At 39.3% G+C, this 17833-nt stretch carries 12 protein-coding genes; 5 read left to right on the top strand and 7 right to left on the bottom strand.

Translation table 11 applies throughout. The annotated features are described in order from the left end of the window. Positions 1 to 130 precede the first annotated feature (130 nt). Together GGQ60_RS22470 and GGQ60_RS22465 are read right to left on the bottom strand one after the other, a co-directional pair. The gene (locus GGQ60_RS22470; protein WP_183768643.1) at positions 131 to 589 is read right to left on the bottom strand and encodes a deoxycytidylate deaminase; all 459 of its coding nucleotides are present in this window, start codon (positions 587 to 589) and stop codon (positions 131 to 133) included. A 63-nt stretch (positions 590 to 652) separates the two neighbouring features. Continuing rightward, positions 653 to 2260 carry an MFS transporter gene (locus GGQ60_RS22465; protein WP_183768641.1) on the bottom strand — a complete coding sequence of 536 codons (1608 nt, stop codon included), beginning with the start codon at positions 2258 to 2260 and terminating at the stop codon, positions 653 to 655. Positions 2261 to 2408: 148 nt separating this feature from the next. Between GGQ60_RS22465 and GGQ60_RS22460 the strand changes: the two genes are divergently transcribed. Continuing rightward, positions 2409 to 3035, top strand: coding sequence for a LysE family translocator (locus tag GGQ60_RS22460; RefSeq protein WP_183768639.1), 627 nt, complete (start codon positions 2409 to 2411; stop codon positions 3033 to 3035). 791 nt (positions 3036 to 3826) lie between these two features. Here GGQ60_RS22460 and GGQ60_RS22455 read toward each other — a convergent pair. Next, on the bottom strand, positions 3827 to 5728 hold the full coding sequence (locus GGQ60_RS22455; RefSeq protein WP_183768637.1) for an amidophosphoribosyltransferase: 1902 nt from the start codon (positions 5726 to 5728) through the stop codon (positions 3827 to 3829). A gap of 294 nt (positions 5729 to 6022) precedes the next feature. On the opposite strand from GGQ60_RS22455, the gene GGQ60_RS22450 reads away from it, so the two are divergent. From GGQ60_RS22450 to GGQ60_RS22435, 4 genes are read left to right on the top strand one after another with little or no spacing between them, the layout of a single operon-like run. Further along, positions 6023 to 8734, top strand: coding sequence for a TonB-dependent receptor domain-containing protein (locus GGQ60_RS22450; protein ID WP_183768635.1), 2712 nt, complete (start codon positions 6023 to 6025; stop codon positions 8732 to 8734). Position 8735: 1 nt separating this feature from the next. Further along, positions 8736 to 10070, top strand: a complete 1335-nt coding sequence (locus GGQ60_RS22445; RefSeq protein ID WP_183768633.1) for a DUF4876 domain-containing protein — start codon at positions 8736 to 8738, stop codon at positions 10068 to 10070. Positions 10071 to 10077: 7 nt separating this feature from the next. Then, on the top strand, positions 10078 to 11661 hold the full coding sequence (locus GGQ60_RS22440; RefSeq protein ID WP_183768631.1) for a DUF6850 family outer membrane beta-barrel protein: 1584 nt from the start codon (positions 10078 to 10080) through the stop codon (positions 11659 to 11661). A 3-nt stretch (positions 11662 to 11664) separates the two neighbouring features. Further along, positions 11665 to 12804, top strand: a complete 1140-nt coding sequence (locus GGQ60_RS22435; RefSeq protein WP_183768629.1) for a cytochrome-c peroxidase — start codon at positions 11665 to 11667, stop codon at positions 12802 to 12804. A gap of 87 nt (positions 12805 to 12891) precedes the next feature. On the opposite strand, the gene murI is transcribed toward GGQ60_RS22435, so the two are convergent. The 4 genes from murI to bamA form a co-directional block, all read right to left on the bottom strand. After that, positions 12892 to 13710, bottom strand: coding sequence for a glutamate racemase (gene murI, locus GGQ60_RS22430; protein ID WP_183768627.1), 819 nt, complete (start codon positions 13708 to 13710; stop codon positions 12892 to 12894). 221 nt (positions 13711 to 13931) lie between these two features. Beyond that, positions 13932 to 14510 carry an OmpH/Skp family outer membrane protein gene (locus GGQ60_RS22425; RefSeq protein WP_183768625.1) on the bottom strand — a complete coding sequence of 193 codons (579 nt, stop codon included), beginning with the start codon at positions 14508 to 14510 and terminating at the stop codon, positions 13932 to 13934. A gap of 62 nt (positions 14511 to 14572) precedes the next feature. Next, a complete protein-coding gene (locus tag GGQ60_RS22420; protein WP_121283542.1) occupies positions 14573 to 15103 on the bottom strand; it encodes an OmpH/Skp family outer membrane protein in 531 nt (176 codons plus the stop codon). 182 nt (positions 15104 to 15285) lie between these two features. Continuing rightward, positions 15286 to 17829, bottom strand: coding sequence for an outer membrane protein assembly factor BamA (gene bamA / locus GGQ60_RS22415; protein WP_183768623.1), 2544 nt, complete (start codon positions 17827 to 17829; stop codon positions 15286 to 15288). Between the last annotated feature and the right edge of the window lie 4 nt (positions 17830 to 17833).

The raw sequence follows: 17833 nt of genomic DNA, 5'->3' as shown, positions 1-17833 counted from the left end.
AGGCGCTTCGGAATCGAGTGTTTGACATTCGGCCTCAATTAACCGATTTAAACAATTAACTGATTAACCCTAATAACAGTTTTCAATTTACAGTTACTAACGGCCCAATAACAAATAAACCACTGAACCTTTAAGATTCCATCAAAATCACATCCACGCCAAATTTCCTCAAAAAGTCAACCCCTTCATCGCTTGGTAAACCTTTGTAAGCCGCATAAGATTTGGAATAATATACCAGTTTAATACCTGATGATAAAATAAGGCGGGCACAGGCAATACAAGGCGATAAAGTGGTATATAAGGTACAACCTTCAATCCTGGCTCCATTTTTTGAGGCATAAAGAATGGCATTTTCTTCGGCATGTAAGGCCAAAGAGCAACTTCCCTTACTATCGCGGGCACAGCCATGTTCAGGCCATTCTTCGTCGCAGTTATGTGTACCAGCCGGCGGACCATTATAGCCTATAGAAATAATGCGGGTATCTTTGGTTAACACTGCACCAACATGGGCACGCACACAATGTGAGCGGGCTGCCAGGTCGGTGGCGAGGTTCATAAATATTGTATCGAAACTTGGTTTATCTGTCATTTGTTAAAATAAAAAGCCACAAAGAAATGCGTCTTTGTGGCTGCTAAATTACTGCATTAAAACTTAATGTCCGCCTTCGGCACTGATATTTTCAACATCTATACCTTGTTTCTTAAGTTCGCCGCTAACTTTCCATGCAAAGAAAATTAAATATGCAAAACCGATAACCGGAATAATATATGAATGGTGAATACCGGCACTATCAGCTAATTCACCTTGTATCGGTGGAATAATAGATCCTCCCAGGATCATCATGATCAGGAATGAAGAACCTTGCGAGGTATATTTACCTAAACCTGTAATGGCCAATGAGAATATCGAAGGCCACATAATTGAGCAGCATAAACCTCCGCTCACAAAAGCAAAAATAGCCACATGCCCGGTTGTCAATAAGCCAATTATCATGGCAATAGCGCCCAAAGTACCAAAAATAGCTAGGGTCTTAGCAGGTTTTTCCTGTCCGATAAAAACAGCTAAAACCATTACCGCAATACACAATCCATAAACATATAAATTACCCACATTTGTACCAGTTGCATGATTAACGCCCAAAATAATTGCGAAAGCCACGAAAGGCACTATAATGGTCAGAACATTTTTTGTCAGTTTGGATAGGTTGAAAGCACTAACCGCTCCAGCCCACCTGCCAATCATCATACTCCCCCAATACAACGAGATATAAGGTTTGATATCTGCATCCGCTAAACCGCCAAAATCAGGCAATTTGAGCAAAGCACCCAAATTACTTTGAATGGTTACCTCTGTACCCACATACATAAAAATAGCCAGCATGCCCAACACCAACTGAGGATATTGCATTGCCCCCCAGCTAGAAGAATTTTCCTTCTTAGCAAAGTAACCGAATAATAAAGCGCCTAAAATGATTACAAACGAAGAGTAAACAAAAATGGATGCACTGATACCGGTCAAATTAGCCAAAGGACCAGCTGCTGCCACCATTAAGAAACCCAAGATCATGACAACCAATGGTCCGGTTGGTTTGCTACTGGCTTCGATCTTTTCCGTGCTGGTAACATCAGGGAGCTTGGAAACACCAAAAAATATAGCAACGGCCAGAAACAATCCTGCCAGGATATAATATAGATTATTAATAGAAGAAATTTCTACAGCTTTGGCTACTGCATCGTTTGCTGTTCCGAAAAGTACCACACTAACGATAACGGGCCCCATTAACCCGCCAAAGTTATTAACACCTCCGGCAAGATTTAAACGATGCGCACCGCTTTCCGGCTCCCCTAATGCAACCACAAAGGGGTTTGCTGCTGTTTGTTGTAGAGAAAAGCCCAGGGCAATGACAAAAAAAGCGAACAGGATAAACAAAAACGATCCCGAATGTACCGCCGGAATCATTAAAAGAGCCCCCCCTGCAGAAATCACAAGCCCGGCAATGATTCCTTTTTTGTAACCTATTTTATTTAAAATATCAACCTTCGACGCCTGCGAGGCAAAGTATAATATTAATGATCCGATAAAATACCCGCCATAAAAGGTAAAATCTATTAATTGAGATTCGAATTGAGTTAATTTAAAATGCGTTTTACAAAAAGGAATAAAGATGCCATTTGAAGCGGCAACGAATCCCCAAAAAAAGAATACAGTTATAATTGTATATAGCGCTGTACCATAATTTTTAGTTGTTTCTTTTGTCATTGCTTATGAGTTGGTAAATTGTTTTAGTGGCGCTAAACATAAATAAAAAAAATGAGAACCAGCAAATTTTATGCAACCTGTGCAACAAAAATAAATGTTATATGTTTAGGTATAAAATTGCATATTCGCATTATAAACAATACAATGCATGTTTGAAGCCATATTACTAGGAATAGGAGCAGGGATTATTTCGTCGTTTTTAACAGGGCCGGTATTTTTTGCAATGATTAAAACCAGCATAGAAAGAGGCTTCAAAGCAGGTTTTTCTTTAGCAGTAGGCGTAATCCTCAGTGATATTATTCTGATTGGCCTTGTACTTTTCGGCAGTCAGTTTTTCGATTATAAAGCCGAATTCGACAAATACGTAGGCGCTATTGGCGGCCTATTCCTGTTGGCGGTAGGCATCTACTACCTGGTTTCTAAAATAACCGTACATTATGATAGCTCGACCTTACGAAAAGTAAGTAAGAGAGGTTATGTTTTAAAAGGGTTTCTGATGTGTATCCTCACCCCTTCTACCCTTATGTTTTGGATTATCGTCAGCGGAATCATCTCTGTTAAGCTCAACAACATGCTAAATGAGAAATTGGTCTGCTTTTTTATTGCCATGACCACTCAATTGTCAATAGATGCCGTCAAGAGTTTTTACTCCAGCAAACTCCGTTACAAAATAAAAGAAGATGCACTTAAAAAGCTGAATAAAATTGCGGGCGTCGTGATCATCTTTTTCGCCTTCTGGCTCATTATTAAAACCTACCTGAAGTTTTACGCATAACAACTTAGCAGTACCGGCATACTAATATGGCCTGTTGCCCTTTGTATCTTCGTGCTTAATATTATTTTTTCGAAAAGCAATGTTAGTGCTGGCATTAAGTGTTAGTCCTGCCAATGCTGCAAGTCCTCGCCCGGTGAAAAACCGGCCTCCGGGCTTTCCGCGAATGTCAGGTTTAGGGATGAAAAGGCAGTAACATTAACCAAGACCGAGTAATTATACAAAATCGTCTGGTATCACTGTGCCTCAGTGGTTCATATTATTTTTATTGAAAAGCAATGCCTGTACTCCGGTTAAGCGTCAGTCCTGCCAATGCTGCAAGTCCTCACCCTGTGAAAAACCGGCCTCCGGGGTTTCCGAGAATGTCAGGTTTAGGGATGAAAAGACAGTAACATTAACTCATGAGACCGAGTAATTATACAAAATCGTCTGGTATCCCTGTGCCTCAGTGGTTCATATTATTTTTATTGAAAAGCAATGCCTGTACTCCGGTTAAGCGTCAGTCCTGCCAATGCTGCAAGTCCTCGCCCGGTGAAAAACCGGCCTCCGGGCTTTCCGCGAATGTCAGGTTTAGGGATGAAAAGGCAGTAACATTAACCAAGACCAGAACAAGTGTTTGAAATCTGCTTTGGGTCTTTGTTCCTTAGTGATAAAAATTGTCTACAGGATCGTCATTGATGGCAGAGTACCACTTTCCCTTTCGCTGTGCAAACTTGGTGCACTCGGTGATAAAAAATAGCCCATATCAGTGATATGGGCTATTCATTATTTTATTCCCCTCAGGGATTTTGAGGCTAGTAAGCCCTTTGGTTATTTCCTTCTTTCCAGTTAACAAAAGCTTTATTTACCACCTTGTTACCACCTGGTGTAGGGTAATTTCCGGAGAAATACCAATCGCCTTTGTTTTTCGGGCAGGCTTCGTGCAGGTTTTCCAAACTTTGGTAAATTACTTCAACCTCGGCAACGGTACCCTTTGGCGTGATAATCTGCGCAATTTTGGCCGAAATTTCTTCCGGGGTAAATGGTTTATAAATTTCTTTAACGTGGTTTACAATTTCCTCTTTAGGCAATAATAACGACGCTTTGCATTTGGTATAAACATCTTCAATTACCTGCCACATGCCACGCTCGGTAAGGAGTTGTATTGCCGCATCAAAAGCAACAAACTGGCCCATACGGCTCATATCGATACCATAACAATCAGGATAACGGATTTGAGGAGCTGAAGAAACAATAATGATTTTCTTAGGGTGTAAACGGTCTACAATTTTAATGATACTTTGCTTAAGCGTAGTACCACGAACAATCGAATCGTCTAACGCTACCAGCGTATCCTGATGGTTGTTGATAATCCCATAAGTAGTATCGTAAACATGGGCAACCATTTCACTCCGGTCTGCGTCCTGTGTAATAAAGGTGCGTAGTTTTACATCTTTAACCGCCAGTTTTTCTACCCTGGGAGCCAGCGACAATAACTCGTCTAACTGCTCGTCGTTCAGTTGTTCCTTTTTATGTAAAAGGGTTTCTTTTTGGAGGTTACGCACATAACGCTGTACGCCATCAACCATACCGAAAAAGGCCACCTCAGCTGTATTCGGGATAAACGAAAATACAGTGTTTTTCAGGTCGTAGTTAACGGCTTTTAAAATTTTATCGCTTAATAAGCGGCCCAGCTGTTTACGTTCGCGGTAAATTTCAACATCGCTTCCCTTCGAGAAATAGATGCGCTCAAATGAGCATGATAATCTTTCGGTAGGCTCGCGGAACTGTTCCATACTTACCTGGCCGTTTTTCTTGATAATTAAAGCATGACCCGGATCGATCTCTTTAACATCCTTATACTGAATATTGAATGCGGTTTGTAAAGCGGGGCGTTCAGAAGCTGCAACTACAATCTCATCATCGTAATAGTAGTAAGCCGGGCGGATACCTGCCGGATCGCGCATAATGAACGAATCGCCATTACCAACCATACCACAGATCGAATAACCGCCATCCCAGGTTTTGGCCGAGCGGCGAAGGATATTGGCAATATCTAAATGTTCGGAAATTTTATGTGTAATTGCAATATTATCATGCCCTTCTTTTTTGTACTGGTCAAAAAGTTCCTGGTTCTCATCATCCAGAAAGTGACCAATTTTTTCCAATACGGTAACTGTATCGGCTTTTTCTTTAGGATGCTGGCCCAATTCGTATAATTGCTCCAATAATTCATCCACATTGGTCATGTTAAAGTTCCCTGCAATTACCAGGTTACGGGTCATCCAGTTGTTTTGCCTTAAAAAGGGGTGACAATTTTCAATGCTGTTTTTCCCATGTGTACCATAACGCAAATGGCCCAATAACACCTCGCCAATAAAGCTTACGTTGTTTTTGAGCCATTCTGTATCCTGCATTAGTTCAGGCGTATTTTCCTGGATATCAACAAATTTGTTCTGCACATATTCGAAAATATCTGCTACCGCATTTGATGCCATGCTCCGGTATCGGCTGATATACCTGCTTCCCGGTTTCATATCCAGCTTAATGGTGGCAATACCCGCGCCATCCTGGCCCCGGTTATGCTGTTTCTCCATTAAGAGGTATAATTTGTTAAGGCCGTAAAGTGCTGTACCGTACTTTTGCTGGTAGTAAGAAAGTGGTTTTAACAGTCGAATAAAAGCGATTCCGCATTCGTGTTTTATCTGATCACTCATTGTGTGGATTTGAAGCCGCAAAGTTATCCTTTTAACTCATTACAACCTAAAGAAAAATGCTTTCTTTTAAGATGATGAGTTTAAGCTGACACACTTCTAAAATGCTCGTTGGGCTGCCTGTGTTAATTAAATACCTGTATTATTAATTAGAATCGTTCTAAATAATTTGCATAGTTAATGTGGAATTCTCACATTTGCATCATTATTAAGATTTAGTCTAAATTGAAAAAACTTTACACATTCGCCTTATTCTTTTTTATTTGCTTCACTGCGATAGCGCAAATTAGAAATGTTGTGGTCGGAAAAGTAACCGATCCACAGGACAAGCCTTTAGAACTTGTTAATATCAAAATTGTAGAAACCAATCAATATGCCATCACAGACAAAAATGGTTTATTCAGGATTAATGGCTCTGAAACGAATAATATACTGACCCTCGAATTTTCCTATATCGGTTATCAGAAGTTAAACTTACCCGTAACCATTAAAGCTGGCGAAACTAATCTCGGTAATATCACCTTAAAAGTTTTGGACTTAAGCTTGGAAAACATCGAGATCAATGCCAAGCGGAATTATACCGGCCAAACCAACTCTTCATTAATCATTACCAGAGATTTAATTGAGCAAACGCCTGCCTTGAGTGTAAATGATCTATTGAATCAGATACCGAATAGAAAAATCCAGCCGCCATCCTTACAAAACGTACAGAATATTAACCTAAGGGCTGCTTATGCCCCCACTACTGATGGAAAAGGGGCTTTCGAGTTAAATAATGCATTTGGTATTGCCATTATTATGGACGGAAACACCATTAGTAATAATGCCAACATGCAAAGTTTTAATGCTGGCAGAGCAGGCGGGGTAGGTTCGTCATTTGTAAAAAGCGGATCATACGGAATAAGAGGAACTGGCGAGCAGGACAGAACAGGCTACACCGGAGATTATACTTTTGGAGGAACAGACCTGCGCCAAATCCCCGCTGATAATATTGAAAGTATTGAGGTTATTCCAGGTGTGGCCCCGGTAAAATATGGCGATTTAACAGATGGTGCTGTTGTTATTGAACGTCAGGCAGGTAAGTCTCCTGCTTACGTACGTATGCAATTAAGAGATAATGCTACATCTTATGGTTTTTCAAAAGGCTTTGAAATCAGTCCAAAATATGGAGCTGTAAATATTGGAATTAATTATGTTAATTCTTTCCAGGACAACCGCGACAAATTAAAAGCTTACAAAAGGCTAACCACCAATGCCATGTGGACAAATTCTTTTGGAAAAAGTAAACAGCTAAAGAATACTTTTAGTTTAGATTATGGCCGGAATCTAGATGGAATCAAATTTGACCCGGACGATGAAAAGAGTACAAGAACGAAATTTGACAGCTGGAATTTTAGCATTGCAAACAGAAGCAATTATCGTTTCAACAACGGCTTCCTAAAAAATGTTGGTCTAAATTTAAGATATGCAGAAGGACACCAGGTTAGTTACAAGGAAGAATTAGTAAATGATGCTTATGTATTATATAGTACAGCAACTACTACAGGAATACATGAAGGATATTATGATTCTGGAGTTTACACTGCAAAATCATTGATAGATGGCCGTCCGATTACCGCATCAGCTAATTTAGATTTCACGGGAGGGTTTGCAACAGGAAATTTAGTGCACAACCTGTCTTTTGGTACCAGCTTTAGCTATAGCATAAACAAAGGGTTGGGCCAAACCATTGATCCGAACGAGCCGAGGGCTACAACAAGAATTGCAAGTACTTCTTTGGGCACAAAAAGTTCAGAACGTTATTACGACTTCAGGTTGGCACTTGCCCAAAAAGACCTTGGTTTTTATGTTGAAGACCTCTTTACCGCAACTGTAATGGGTAGACCCTTGAATATTCGTGCCGGTATAAGATCTGATATACAAAATGGGTATACTTCAATATCACCCAGAACAAATATCAATTATGAAGCAAATAAAAACCTTAGGTTTGGCGTGGCTTATGGTTTATCATATAAATCGCCAGGCCTGGCACAACGTTTCCCAGGGCCAACGTTTTTTGAAGTGCCATTGTTAAATGCCTATAATGGTAAGGTAAATGAAAGTACTTATCTGGTTTATGTAGAGCGTTACGAACCTACTAGCACAGGTTTAAAACCATCAAAGAGCGAAAGCATCGAATTATCTGCACAATTAAAAATTGATAAATTTAATCTTTCTTTAACTGCTTTTAACAAAAAATCGCGGGATGGGATATCTACCGTTCAAAATTTACAGAGCATTTTTCTGCCCACTTACACTGCAACTATCAATCCCGGTGCAAAACCAACAATAAACCAAACAGGTACCAAAGCTTACGCCATTAATTATTCAGCATTTAAAAATGACCTTTTATCTGATAACCAAGGCTTTGAGCTGATCTTAAACACCCCAGAGATTAAACAGATCAAAACTTCATTTAACATTAGTGGCGGGCTTTTCAAAACTAAATCGCGCTCGCGCTATAATTCATTGAGCAACGAAATCCCAAACACTGTTCCTACAGACCCAAACTACGCGTACATTGGTGTTTATGAACCAAAAAATACCAGAGCATATTTCAGTACAGGAAGACTTACCAGTGTAACCCATATCCCTAAGCTAAGTCTTGTAGTTTCTTTTATTGCAGAATTCCAATTATTAGATAAAATTATCAGTCCGGAAAGTTCAAGAATTCCGCTGGGTTATTATACAAGCACTAATCAATATATAGCTATTACTAATTTCGATAAGAATAATACTTCCTATGGTCATTTATACAAAAGCCCAGAACAACAGGCCGAAGAAAATCTTCCCCGCATATTCTCAAATTACCACATGAGCATTGCAAAGGAGATTAAGAAGCGTTTCAAATTCGCTTTTAATGTATACAATGTTTTTAATTACCAGCCTTATTATGTTACCCCTGCGGGTACGTATAAATATCCAAATACCAGCCCAACATTTGGTGCCGAATTATCGATTAAACTATAAGATGATGAAAAAAATAATATTTGTAGTAACTGCAATTGTGCTGCTATTCACTGCTTGCAAAAAATACCAGGGGGATACACCAGAAATTCATCCGGTACAATTCAAAGTTATCGCATCATATGCTTCTGCTGATCTTGCAAAGATTTTACCCATTGCAAAAGTTAAACTTACATTTAAGAACAACAAGAATAATAAGGAAAACATTTATACTGCTAAAGATGATGGTACTTTTTCGCTGGATTCTATCTCACCAGGAAGCTATGATATTTCTGCTTCGGTAGAAATATCAGCCGCTGAATATTCTGCACTTACCGGAGAAAGCGTGACTAAAAATGTGGTCTTTAATGCATCAGAAAAAGCAAGAATCATCACTATTGAAAATGGCCAGAGTCTTAATTTAAAACTTATTGCTGGCCCTACTGGCCCATGGGTAATTAAGCAAATCTATTTTGCAGGGTCTAATACCACAACAGGTGCTAGTTTTAGAGATCAGTTTATTGAGATTTACAACAACTCAGATTCTGTATTGTATGCCGATAGTTTGTACATTGGCGAGGCTTTAGGCATCCAAAACTTTACTGCTGTGAACATTTACAGACAAACGAACAGCCAGTATGATTGGAGTAAAGCTCAGGGAATGCCTTCGGATATTGATGCCAATAACGATTATGTTTATATGAGGGCGTTATTGATGATCCCTGGAACCGGAAAGCAATATCCGGTGTTACCGGGTAAAAGTATTGTATTGGCGCAAACTGCCGTAAACCATAAAGCACCCTTTACCGGTTCTGATGGGAAAGTAATTACTGCACGCGACCCATCTTTAACAATTGATTTGAGTGGCGCAGATTTTGAAGCCTATTATGCCCCTTTCCTACCCCGCCCTCTCGCTTCCGATATAGACAACCCCTTAGTACCCAATATTGACGTCTTATCTTACAATGGAACTGATCTGATTTTAGAAACCAGCGGCAGAATGGGCTATGTAATTTTTAAAAATAATGGCAAAACGCCTATCAAAGATTTACCTAAATATCCATATCCAACCATTGCTCCACCAAGTTCAAGTGCTGATAAATATTATCAGATTCCACGCTCTTTCATTATTGATGCGGTGGAGACTCAAACCAACGTAGCGACATCACGAGTACCTAAAAAGCTTGTTGCAAGCCTGGATGCCTTATACACCTATGTTCCCAACGGGATATATTCTTCGCAATCAGTAATCAGAAAAACGGAAGCTATCGTAAATGGAAGGATAATTTTAAAAGATACCAATAACTCAGCCGAAGATTTTGACTACCTGCCACTTGCCAATCCAAGGGGGTTTAAATAATTATTACATGGCGAAAATACTTCACATCATAAAAATGAAGCATAATATTTTATATACAATTTTAATTTTCGGCACTGCATTTACGGCATCAGCTCAGGTGAATGATGCTTCAAATACAGCAACAAATAACAAACGGTTTTCTGCAGATTCAGCTCAATTTAGCGCCTATGACTTTGCAAAAACAAGTCCTTTTTTTATTAAAAAGTTAATGCCTCTAACTTTTAACAGCTTAAAGATTAATCAAATTTTCGAGAAGGGGCATCTGATGAAAGCCCAGGATGCAACACAGATTAACACAACAGCTTTGAGTACAGAAGGAATTTCGCAGCTCAAATCTGTCACATTATGGGGTTTGTTTTCATATAACAGATCGGTAGAAGATAGTACCTCATTTTCACATCAAACCCGAAACAACCTGGTAAATCCATACTATTTTGGTTCAGTTAAAAATCTTAATTATCAAAGAACAGTTTACAACCTAAAGGCTTTAGCCAGTAAAAATTTACTAAACGATAATTTACCTGTCGGCTTAGGTGCAGATTACAGGATAGGCAACCATTATTCTACTAACGATCCGCGCGGAGAAATTAGCGATTATCAATTAAATCTGGTTGCATCAATTGGTTATAATATTGCCAAAGAATTAACCATAGGAGCGGCTTACAGGTATGGTTATGGCTTAGAAAAAGTAAATGTTGCCTATAAAAATAACAGCCTCTCTCAAGGCAAAGTAATCCCCGAGTTTACCAATTATTTGATAAATGGTTATGGGGAGGGAGAAGAATATAATGAAAGAAGGACCTTTCAGAATAACCAAACAAGAGATGGACTCGATGCCTATTTAACTTTTGATAATGAAACAATGGGAAGCTTCAATTTCACATTCCAAACATCAAAAGAAAAGCAGAAATTTGATTATCGAACTTCATCAGGAATTACAAAATACATCAGTTTCAACTTAATTAACGAAAAGTACCGGCTGTATTGGTTGAAAAAAGGAAGGAATAACAAATTTAGCGCAGATTTATCCTATTACAGAAATAACGGCCATAACTATTTACATGTTTATCTGGCCAATAGTTATCTGTATAAAGACAATACTATCGCAGCCAGAGGCCTTTTCTCGTTAATTAATAATCAAATCACCCATAATTTTGGCTTAGGCTTAAGTAAATACGGAGAACGTAAGCAAGACGGTATTGCCGGAAATGATATCAGATTCAACCAGTTAAATTACTCGCTTAGTTATGGTATAAACCGCCAGAATAAAAATAACCATAATTGGGGCTTCAGTTTAACCGGCTTATATAATCAATATCTTGATTCTGATTTTAATGTATTATTGGCTAATGAAGGTGTATTTACCAGAAATGTAATTTACTACGACTATGCTTACCACACCACCTCAAAATTTGGCGCTAACCTGACCGGTGATTATAGCATCCCGATGTTTAAACAAGTTCAGGCTGGTATCAAAGTTGCCCTTACTTACTGGCGAAGGGAAGATCTAAAAGATTTTGGCAGAACATTGACAAGTGCCCCCGGTAAAGACCGTTTTTCTTCCAATATTAGCTTAAACCTGTATTTTTAACCCATGAATAAATTTTTTGCCCTTCTTGCTCTTGCATTCACCGGATTAATCTTATTTTCATTTCAATCGGCCAATTTTAACGATGATGATGAGTTGAGTATTGACAGTTTGCGCAAAGTTTATTCGAAACCTACCAGCCAGTGGCCGAAACCAACGGTAGATCCGGGAGCTGTATTTCAGGAACTGGGAGAGCTCCCTCCCGCTCCGGTTGATTTAAAAAATGATTCAGTTAAAAAGGTGGTTGAGTTGGGTAAGATTTTATTTTTCGATCCGCGTTTATCAGGCTCTAACCAGATTTCGTGCTCGAGCTGCCATGCTCCAGATTTGCACTGGACCGATGGCCGCCAGGTTTCCATTGGTCATGATCATTTGGCCAATATCCGCAATGCCCCATCTTTGGAAAATGTTTGGTTTTACAAGCGCCTGTTTTGGGATGGCCGGGCCAATAGCCTCGAAGAACAAGCTGGTAGTCCGGTGGCCGCGCATAACGAAATGCACCAGGACATGAAAGTTTTACCTAAAAAACTAAGCAAGATTAAAGGTTACCAACCTTACTTTACAGCCGCATTTGGCTCGGATAAAATTACCAATAAAAGAATTTTTGAAAGTTTAGCTACTTTTCAACGCAGTATTGTAAGCCGCAGAACGCCTTTTGATCGTTTTTTAGGAAAAGATAAAAAAGCGTTGACCGATCAGCAGTTGGTGGGTTTGCATTTGTTCCGCACCAAAGCGCGTTGTATCAATTGCCACAATGGTCCGTTTTTTACCGATAACGAGTTCCACAACGATGGTTTAACTTATTATGGCCGTAAATATGAAGATTTAGGCTTATACAACGTAACCAAAAAGGCTGAAGATGTGGGCAAGTTTAAAACCCCAGGTTTAAGAAATGTGATGAAAACCGCTCCCTGGTTTCACAATGGTTTATTTCCGGATATGGACGGCGTAATGAACATGTACAATGTGGGCATGCCTGTACAGCGGGTAAAGCCCGAGCAGGTAAACGATCCGCTTTTGCCTAAAAATGACAAGTTATTGAAGGGTTTGAAGCTAAGCAAAGCAGAAAAAGACGCTGTTGTTGCCTTTTTAGATGCCTTATCATCGCCAACGGTATTGGTGAGGGTTGAACAGTTACCGCAGTAGGTAGTTAGGAGTGGGCAGTTTACAGTTTATTCATAATAATAACCCGTAACCAAATGACTAATGATCAATTCTCAATGAGCTACAAAATTACATCTTACCCGATTCCAATGCCTCACCGAAAAAGATAGAAGCATGCTCATCGAATGCAGCCGGATCGCCACTCGTGTAAAAATACCTTTCGCCATTTTTAGCCAATTTTTCTTCGATTTCAGGATGCCTTGCTAAATAATCGACCAAACTGTTGGCTACGATCTCGCCCTGTGTTAAAACCGTGATGTGATCCGGAAAAACTTTCTTTAGTTTGGGCATTAATAAAGGGTAGTGCGTACAGGCCAGCAATACGCAATCTATACCGGCCGACTGGTGCAACAGCTGATCACAGTATTCTTTAATAAAGAAATCTGCTCCTGGCTCTAAATGCTCGTTGTTTTCAATAAGCGGTACCCACATCGGGCAGCTTTGCTGATAAACTTGTATATCGGGGAAAAATTTATTGATTTCCAACAGGTACGATTGTGAGTTAACCGTTCCCCTTGTCCCCATTACACCAACCTGTTTGGTTTGGGTATAGGTATCAATTACTTCTGCTGTAGGCCTTATTACCCCCAGCACCCTTCTGCCAGGATATTTAACTGGTAAATCTTTTTGCTGAATGGTTCTCAGTGCTTTCGCAGAAGCGGTATTACAGGCCAGGATTACCAGTTGGCATCCTTTTGCAAAAAGCCATTCTACACATTCCAGCGTATATTTATAAATGGTATCGAAAGAATGATCGCCATAGGGTGAGCGGGCATTATCGCCCAGATAGATATAATTATAATCTGGCAATTTATTTACAATAGAACGGAAAACCGTTAAACCACCGTAACCCGAATCGAAAATACCTATGGGCGAAGAGTTTTGCATGCCTTTTGATGTTGGAAAGTTGTAAAGTTAGTTGAAATGTTTGAAGGTTGAAATATTGGAACGCTGGAATGTTTTAAAGCCCCGAACAGAACCTTCCAACGTTTAAACTTTACAACAATAAAACTTCTCTTAAACCAAAAAGCGGAACCAAGTTAAACTTAATTCCGCTTTATATTTTGAACTGGAAAGGAGACTTTTGACTCCGAACTCCTGACTCAAGATTACTTTTTAGGTGCAGCTGGTTTTGCCGTAGTTGCTGAAATACCTAATTTGGTTTTAACTGCTGCCGTAATGTCGTCACCGCCATCCCAAAAAACTAAGTTGTTACCACCTTGTCCGTTTGCAATATCGAAAACGTAAGCTAAACCTTTTTCTTTAGCGATAGCCGAAATTGCATTGGCCACTTTAGCCTGGATTGGCTGGAACAATTCGCCTTGCTTAGTACCTATATCTTGTGAAGCTTTTGTACGTGCATCTGTAATGCGTTTTTCTAAATCCTGTAATTCCTGGCCCGCAGCCTGCAATTCTTTACCCACTGTTTCTTTGTTTGCCTCGCTTAACGTTTTTTGCTTGGCTTCTGCAGCGGCCATTTTGGTTTGATATTCTTTGATCATTGCATCAATATCAGCCTGCTTTTGTTTACCTAAGGTTTCTAAAGTAGTTTGAGCTGTTTTAGCCTCTGGTAAGTTTGCGAATACCTCTTCAGAATTAATGTGACCCAATTTTTGTTGTGCACTTGCCATATTCGCTGTAAACAATAACCCTGCTGCTACAAAGAATACGTTAATTAACTTTCTCATCTTTCTATTTTACTTTTTTTTATTTTTTTCGTTTGTTTTTTCTAAAATGAGTGACGAATATACTAATTATTTACTGTCCCTGGTTTATAACCTAATTTTACAATAACATCATTACTAACATCGTAACTGCTGCTTGCATAAATCATCATCGTTGCTTCACTGCTCTTGTCGAAAATGAAGTCTAGGTATTTAGATTTTGCAATCTGTTTAATAGCCTCGGCTACTTTATCCTGAATCGGTTTAATTAATTTTACCCTGCTTTGGAAAAGATCTCCATCGGGACCAAATTTAGACCGCTGAAATTCTTTTGCCTGTTTTTCTTTTTCAATAATTTCATTTTCACGGCGTTTGCGCATATCATCTGTTAATAAAACCTGATCAGCCTGATACGCTTTGTACATCCGGTCTATTTCAGAAAAATTCTGATCAACCTGCTGTTGCCATTGTTTTGAAGCCACATCTAACTGACTTAATGCCGATTTATATTCTGGTAAATGTTTTAAGATATACTCCGTGTCTACATAAGCAAATTTCTGCGCAAAGGCACCGAAAGATGTGCAAAGTAGGAATGCGATAAAAAGATATTTTTTCATCCTGTATAATTGTTTTAAAGTGATGAAGCAATCATGATTTTATCTTGTTTATTTCCAAGTAAGCAAAATCTGATGGTTTCATTTTTGTGTGTGTTAACTGATATATTAATAACCTAAGCTTTTTTTAAACTCCACTTGCAATGATTTATTGCATAATTACTTATTTTTTTGTTCTTTATCAATTAAAATCCACCTAATTGTTGTGCGATACTGAAAGTAAAGTTTTGTTTACCTCCATCTGCAACTCCCGGAATTCTATCGAATGCATGTCCGTAATCGATACCCAATAAACCGAAGATCGGCAAGAAGATACGTGCACCAACACCAACTGATCTCCGCACGTTAAAAGGATTAAAATCGCCAAACCTGTTCCAGGTGTTACCTGCCTCGGCAAAGGCCAAAACAAATGCTGTTGCCTGCTGGCTCGCAATTACCGGATAACGTGCCTCGAGCACATATTTGGTATAAATTGGGCTACCCGATTGTTGTGCAATTCTCGGATCAGAACCATTTGGTATCACCGTATTATTTGCATAACCACGCATCGCGATCAGCTCAGACCCCTGTAAAAAATCGAAGCCCTGCATCCCGTCGCCACCCAATTTAAAACGCTCGAATGCGGATTGCCCCACTGCCTTGTTGTATGAGCCCAAGAAACCAAATTGTGCCTGCGCTTTAACGACTAAATTCCCTACCACACGCTGGTACCATTGCGAATCGAATTTCCATTTATGATATTCGGTAAAACGATATTTTTCTTTATCAGGCGCCGTTGCATAATTCACTTTGTTAAACAGTGAAAATGGTGGTGTAGCCTGAATAGTGAAACGTATAAACGATCCGGATTTAGGGAAAATTGGCGAATCTCTTGAATCGCGGCTAATCTCTTGCGATAAACTCAGGTTATAAGAAGTACCGGTGCTAAATAAATATCCTGTATAGTTATTCAGGATATACTGTTGCAAGCTAATTGCGTGCGATAACTGGAAGTAGTTATCCGGCCAGTTTAACCTTCTGCCTAAACTAACGGTTACACCATTTAAACGGATTTTCTGAAACTGGGCATCGCCGCTGCTTAAACCGTTAGATTGTAAAGAGGTGAATGCACTTACCCCAAAACTTACCGGTTTCTCGCCACCAAACCAAGGTTGAGAGAACGAGAAACTGTACGATTGGTAATATTTACCGTTGGTTTGTCCACGCAAACTTAATTTCTGTCCATCTCCTTTTGGTAATGGCTTGTATGCTTTTAAATTGAACAGGTTACGCAACGAGAAGTTATTGAAGGTTAAACCCAGGGTTCCGATAATACGGCCACCGCCAAAACCACCCGATAATTCGATCTGATCTGATGGTTTTTCTTCTACTGCATATTCGATATCTACCGTACCATCTGCCGGATTAGGGCGGGGTGTCGGAACTGTTTTAGATTCGTCGAAGTTTCCTAATTGACCAATTTCACGGATGGTACGGATTAAATCACTTTTGTTAAATTTTTGTCCCGGTTTGGTACGGATCTCACGCAACACCACTTTATCGTTTGTGATGGTATTTCCTTTTAAGGTGATACGGTTGTTGGTATATTGTGGCCCTTCATACATCCGTAATTCCACATCAACCGTGTCTCCATAAATTTTGGTCTGTACCGGATCGATATTAAAAGTTAAGTATCCGTTATCAGTATACATACTGTTGATGTCGCCACCGTTTTCGCCACCACCGTTTAATTTTTTATTTAATTTCTCCTCGCTAAAAACATCCCCTTTTTCGATGGTCAATACTTTTTGTAATATGCTATCCGGATAAATGGCATTACCAGCCCAGGTAATATTACCAAAATAATACTTTTTACCTTCGTAAAGGTCCATTCTAATATTAACCTTTTTATCGTTATATTGGTAAATGGTATCTTTTAGTAATTCGGCATCACGATAGCCTTTCTCATGCATTTTGGCAATCATTTTTACCTTGTTCTCTTCGTATTTCTCTTTTGAGAATTTTCCGGATCCCCAAAAGCGCCACCAGGCAAATTGCTTAGGGTTTTTAAGGTATTTTCTAAGTTTGGCCGATTTAAAATCTTTGTTCCCGGTAAAATCGATATGCCGTACTTTAACACGGTGACCTTTATCAATATTTGCTTCCAATACTACGCTGTTCTCTGCATTTGGGTCTTTACGCGTATTGTAATCGATCTTGGTAAAGAAAAAACCTTTATCCAACAAGTATTTTTTAACTATAGCCGAGGTGGTATTGTAGAGGTTATCGTTTACGATTTTACCGGTTTTATCATTTAATTTTTCCTGAATTGCAGTTCTTTCAGATTTACGGATACCTTTTAGGTCGATTGAGCTTAAACGGGGGCGCTCAACTACTTCAATTTCAAAATAAACAGAATCCTGAACAAATTTTTCGATATTAAGTTTAACATCATCAAATAATCCCTGGGCCCAAAGTGTTTTAATCGCATCAGAAGTGGCCTCGCCAGGCAGAACGATTTTATCGCCTTTATTTAGCTTAGATAAGGTGATTAACACTTCCTTATCCAGGTACTGGGTGCCGGTTACTGTGGTACCCCCAATGATATATTCTTTTGGACTAAAATAATCGAGATCTAAGCCACCAACCTTTAAAGAAGGGGTTACCGGAGCCTGACCTTGTGGACGTACTTGAGCGAAGGCCGGAGCGGCTAAAACTAGTAGGATTAAAACTTGAAATATTCTTTTCATTAAA

It is taken from the genome of Pedobacter zeae, from assembly GCF_014196715.1.
Taxonomy (GTDB): domain Bacteria; phylum Bacteroidota; class Bacteroidia; order Sphingobacteriales; family Sphingobacteriaceae; genus Pedobacter; species Pedobacter zeae.
Note: the sequence above shows the minus strand (reverse complement) of the source record. Positions and strands in the feature narration are given on the sequence as shown.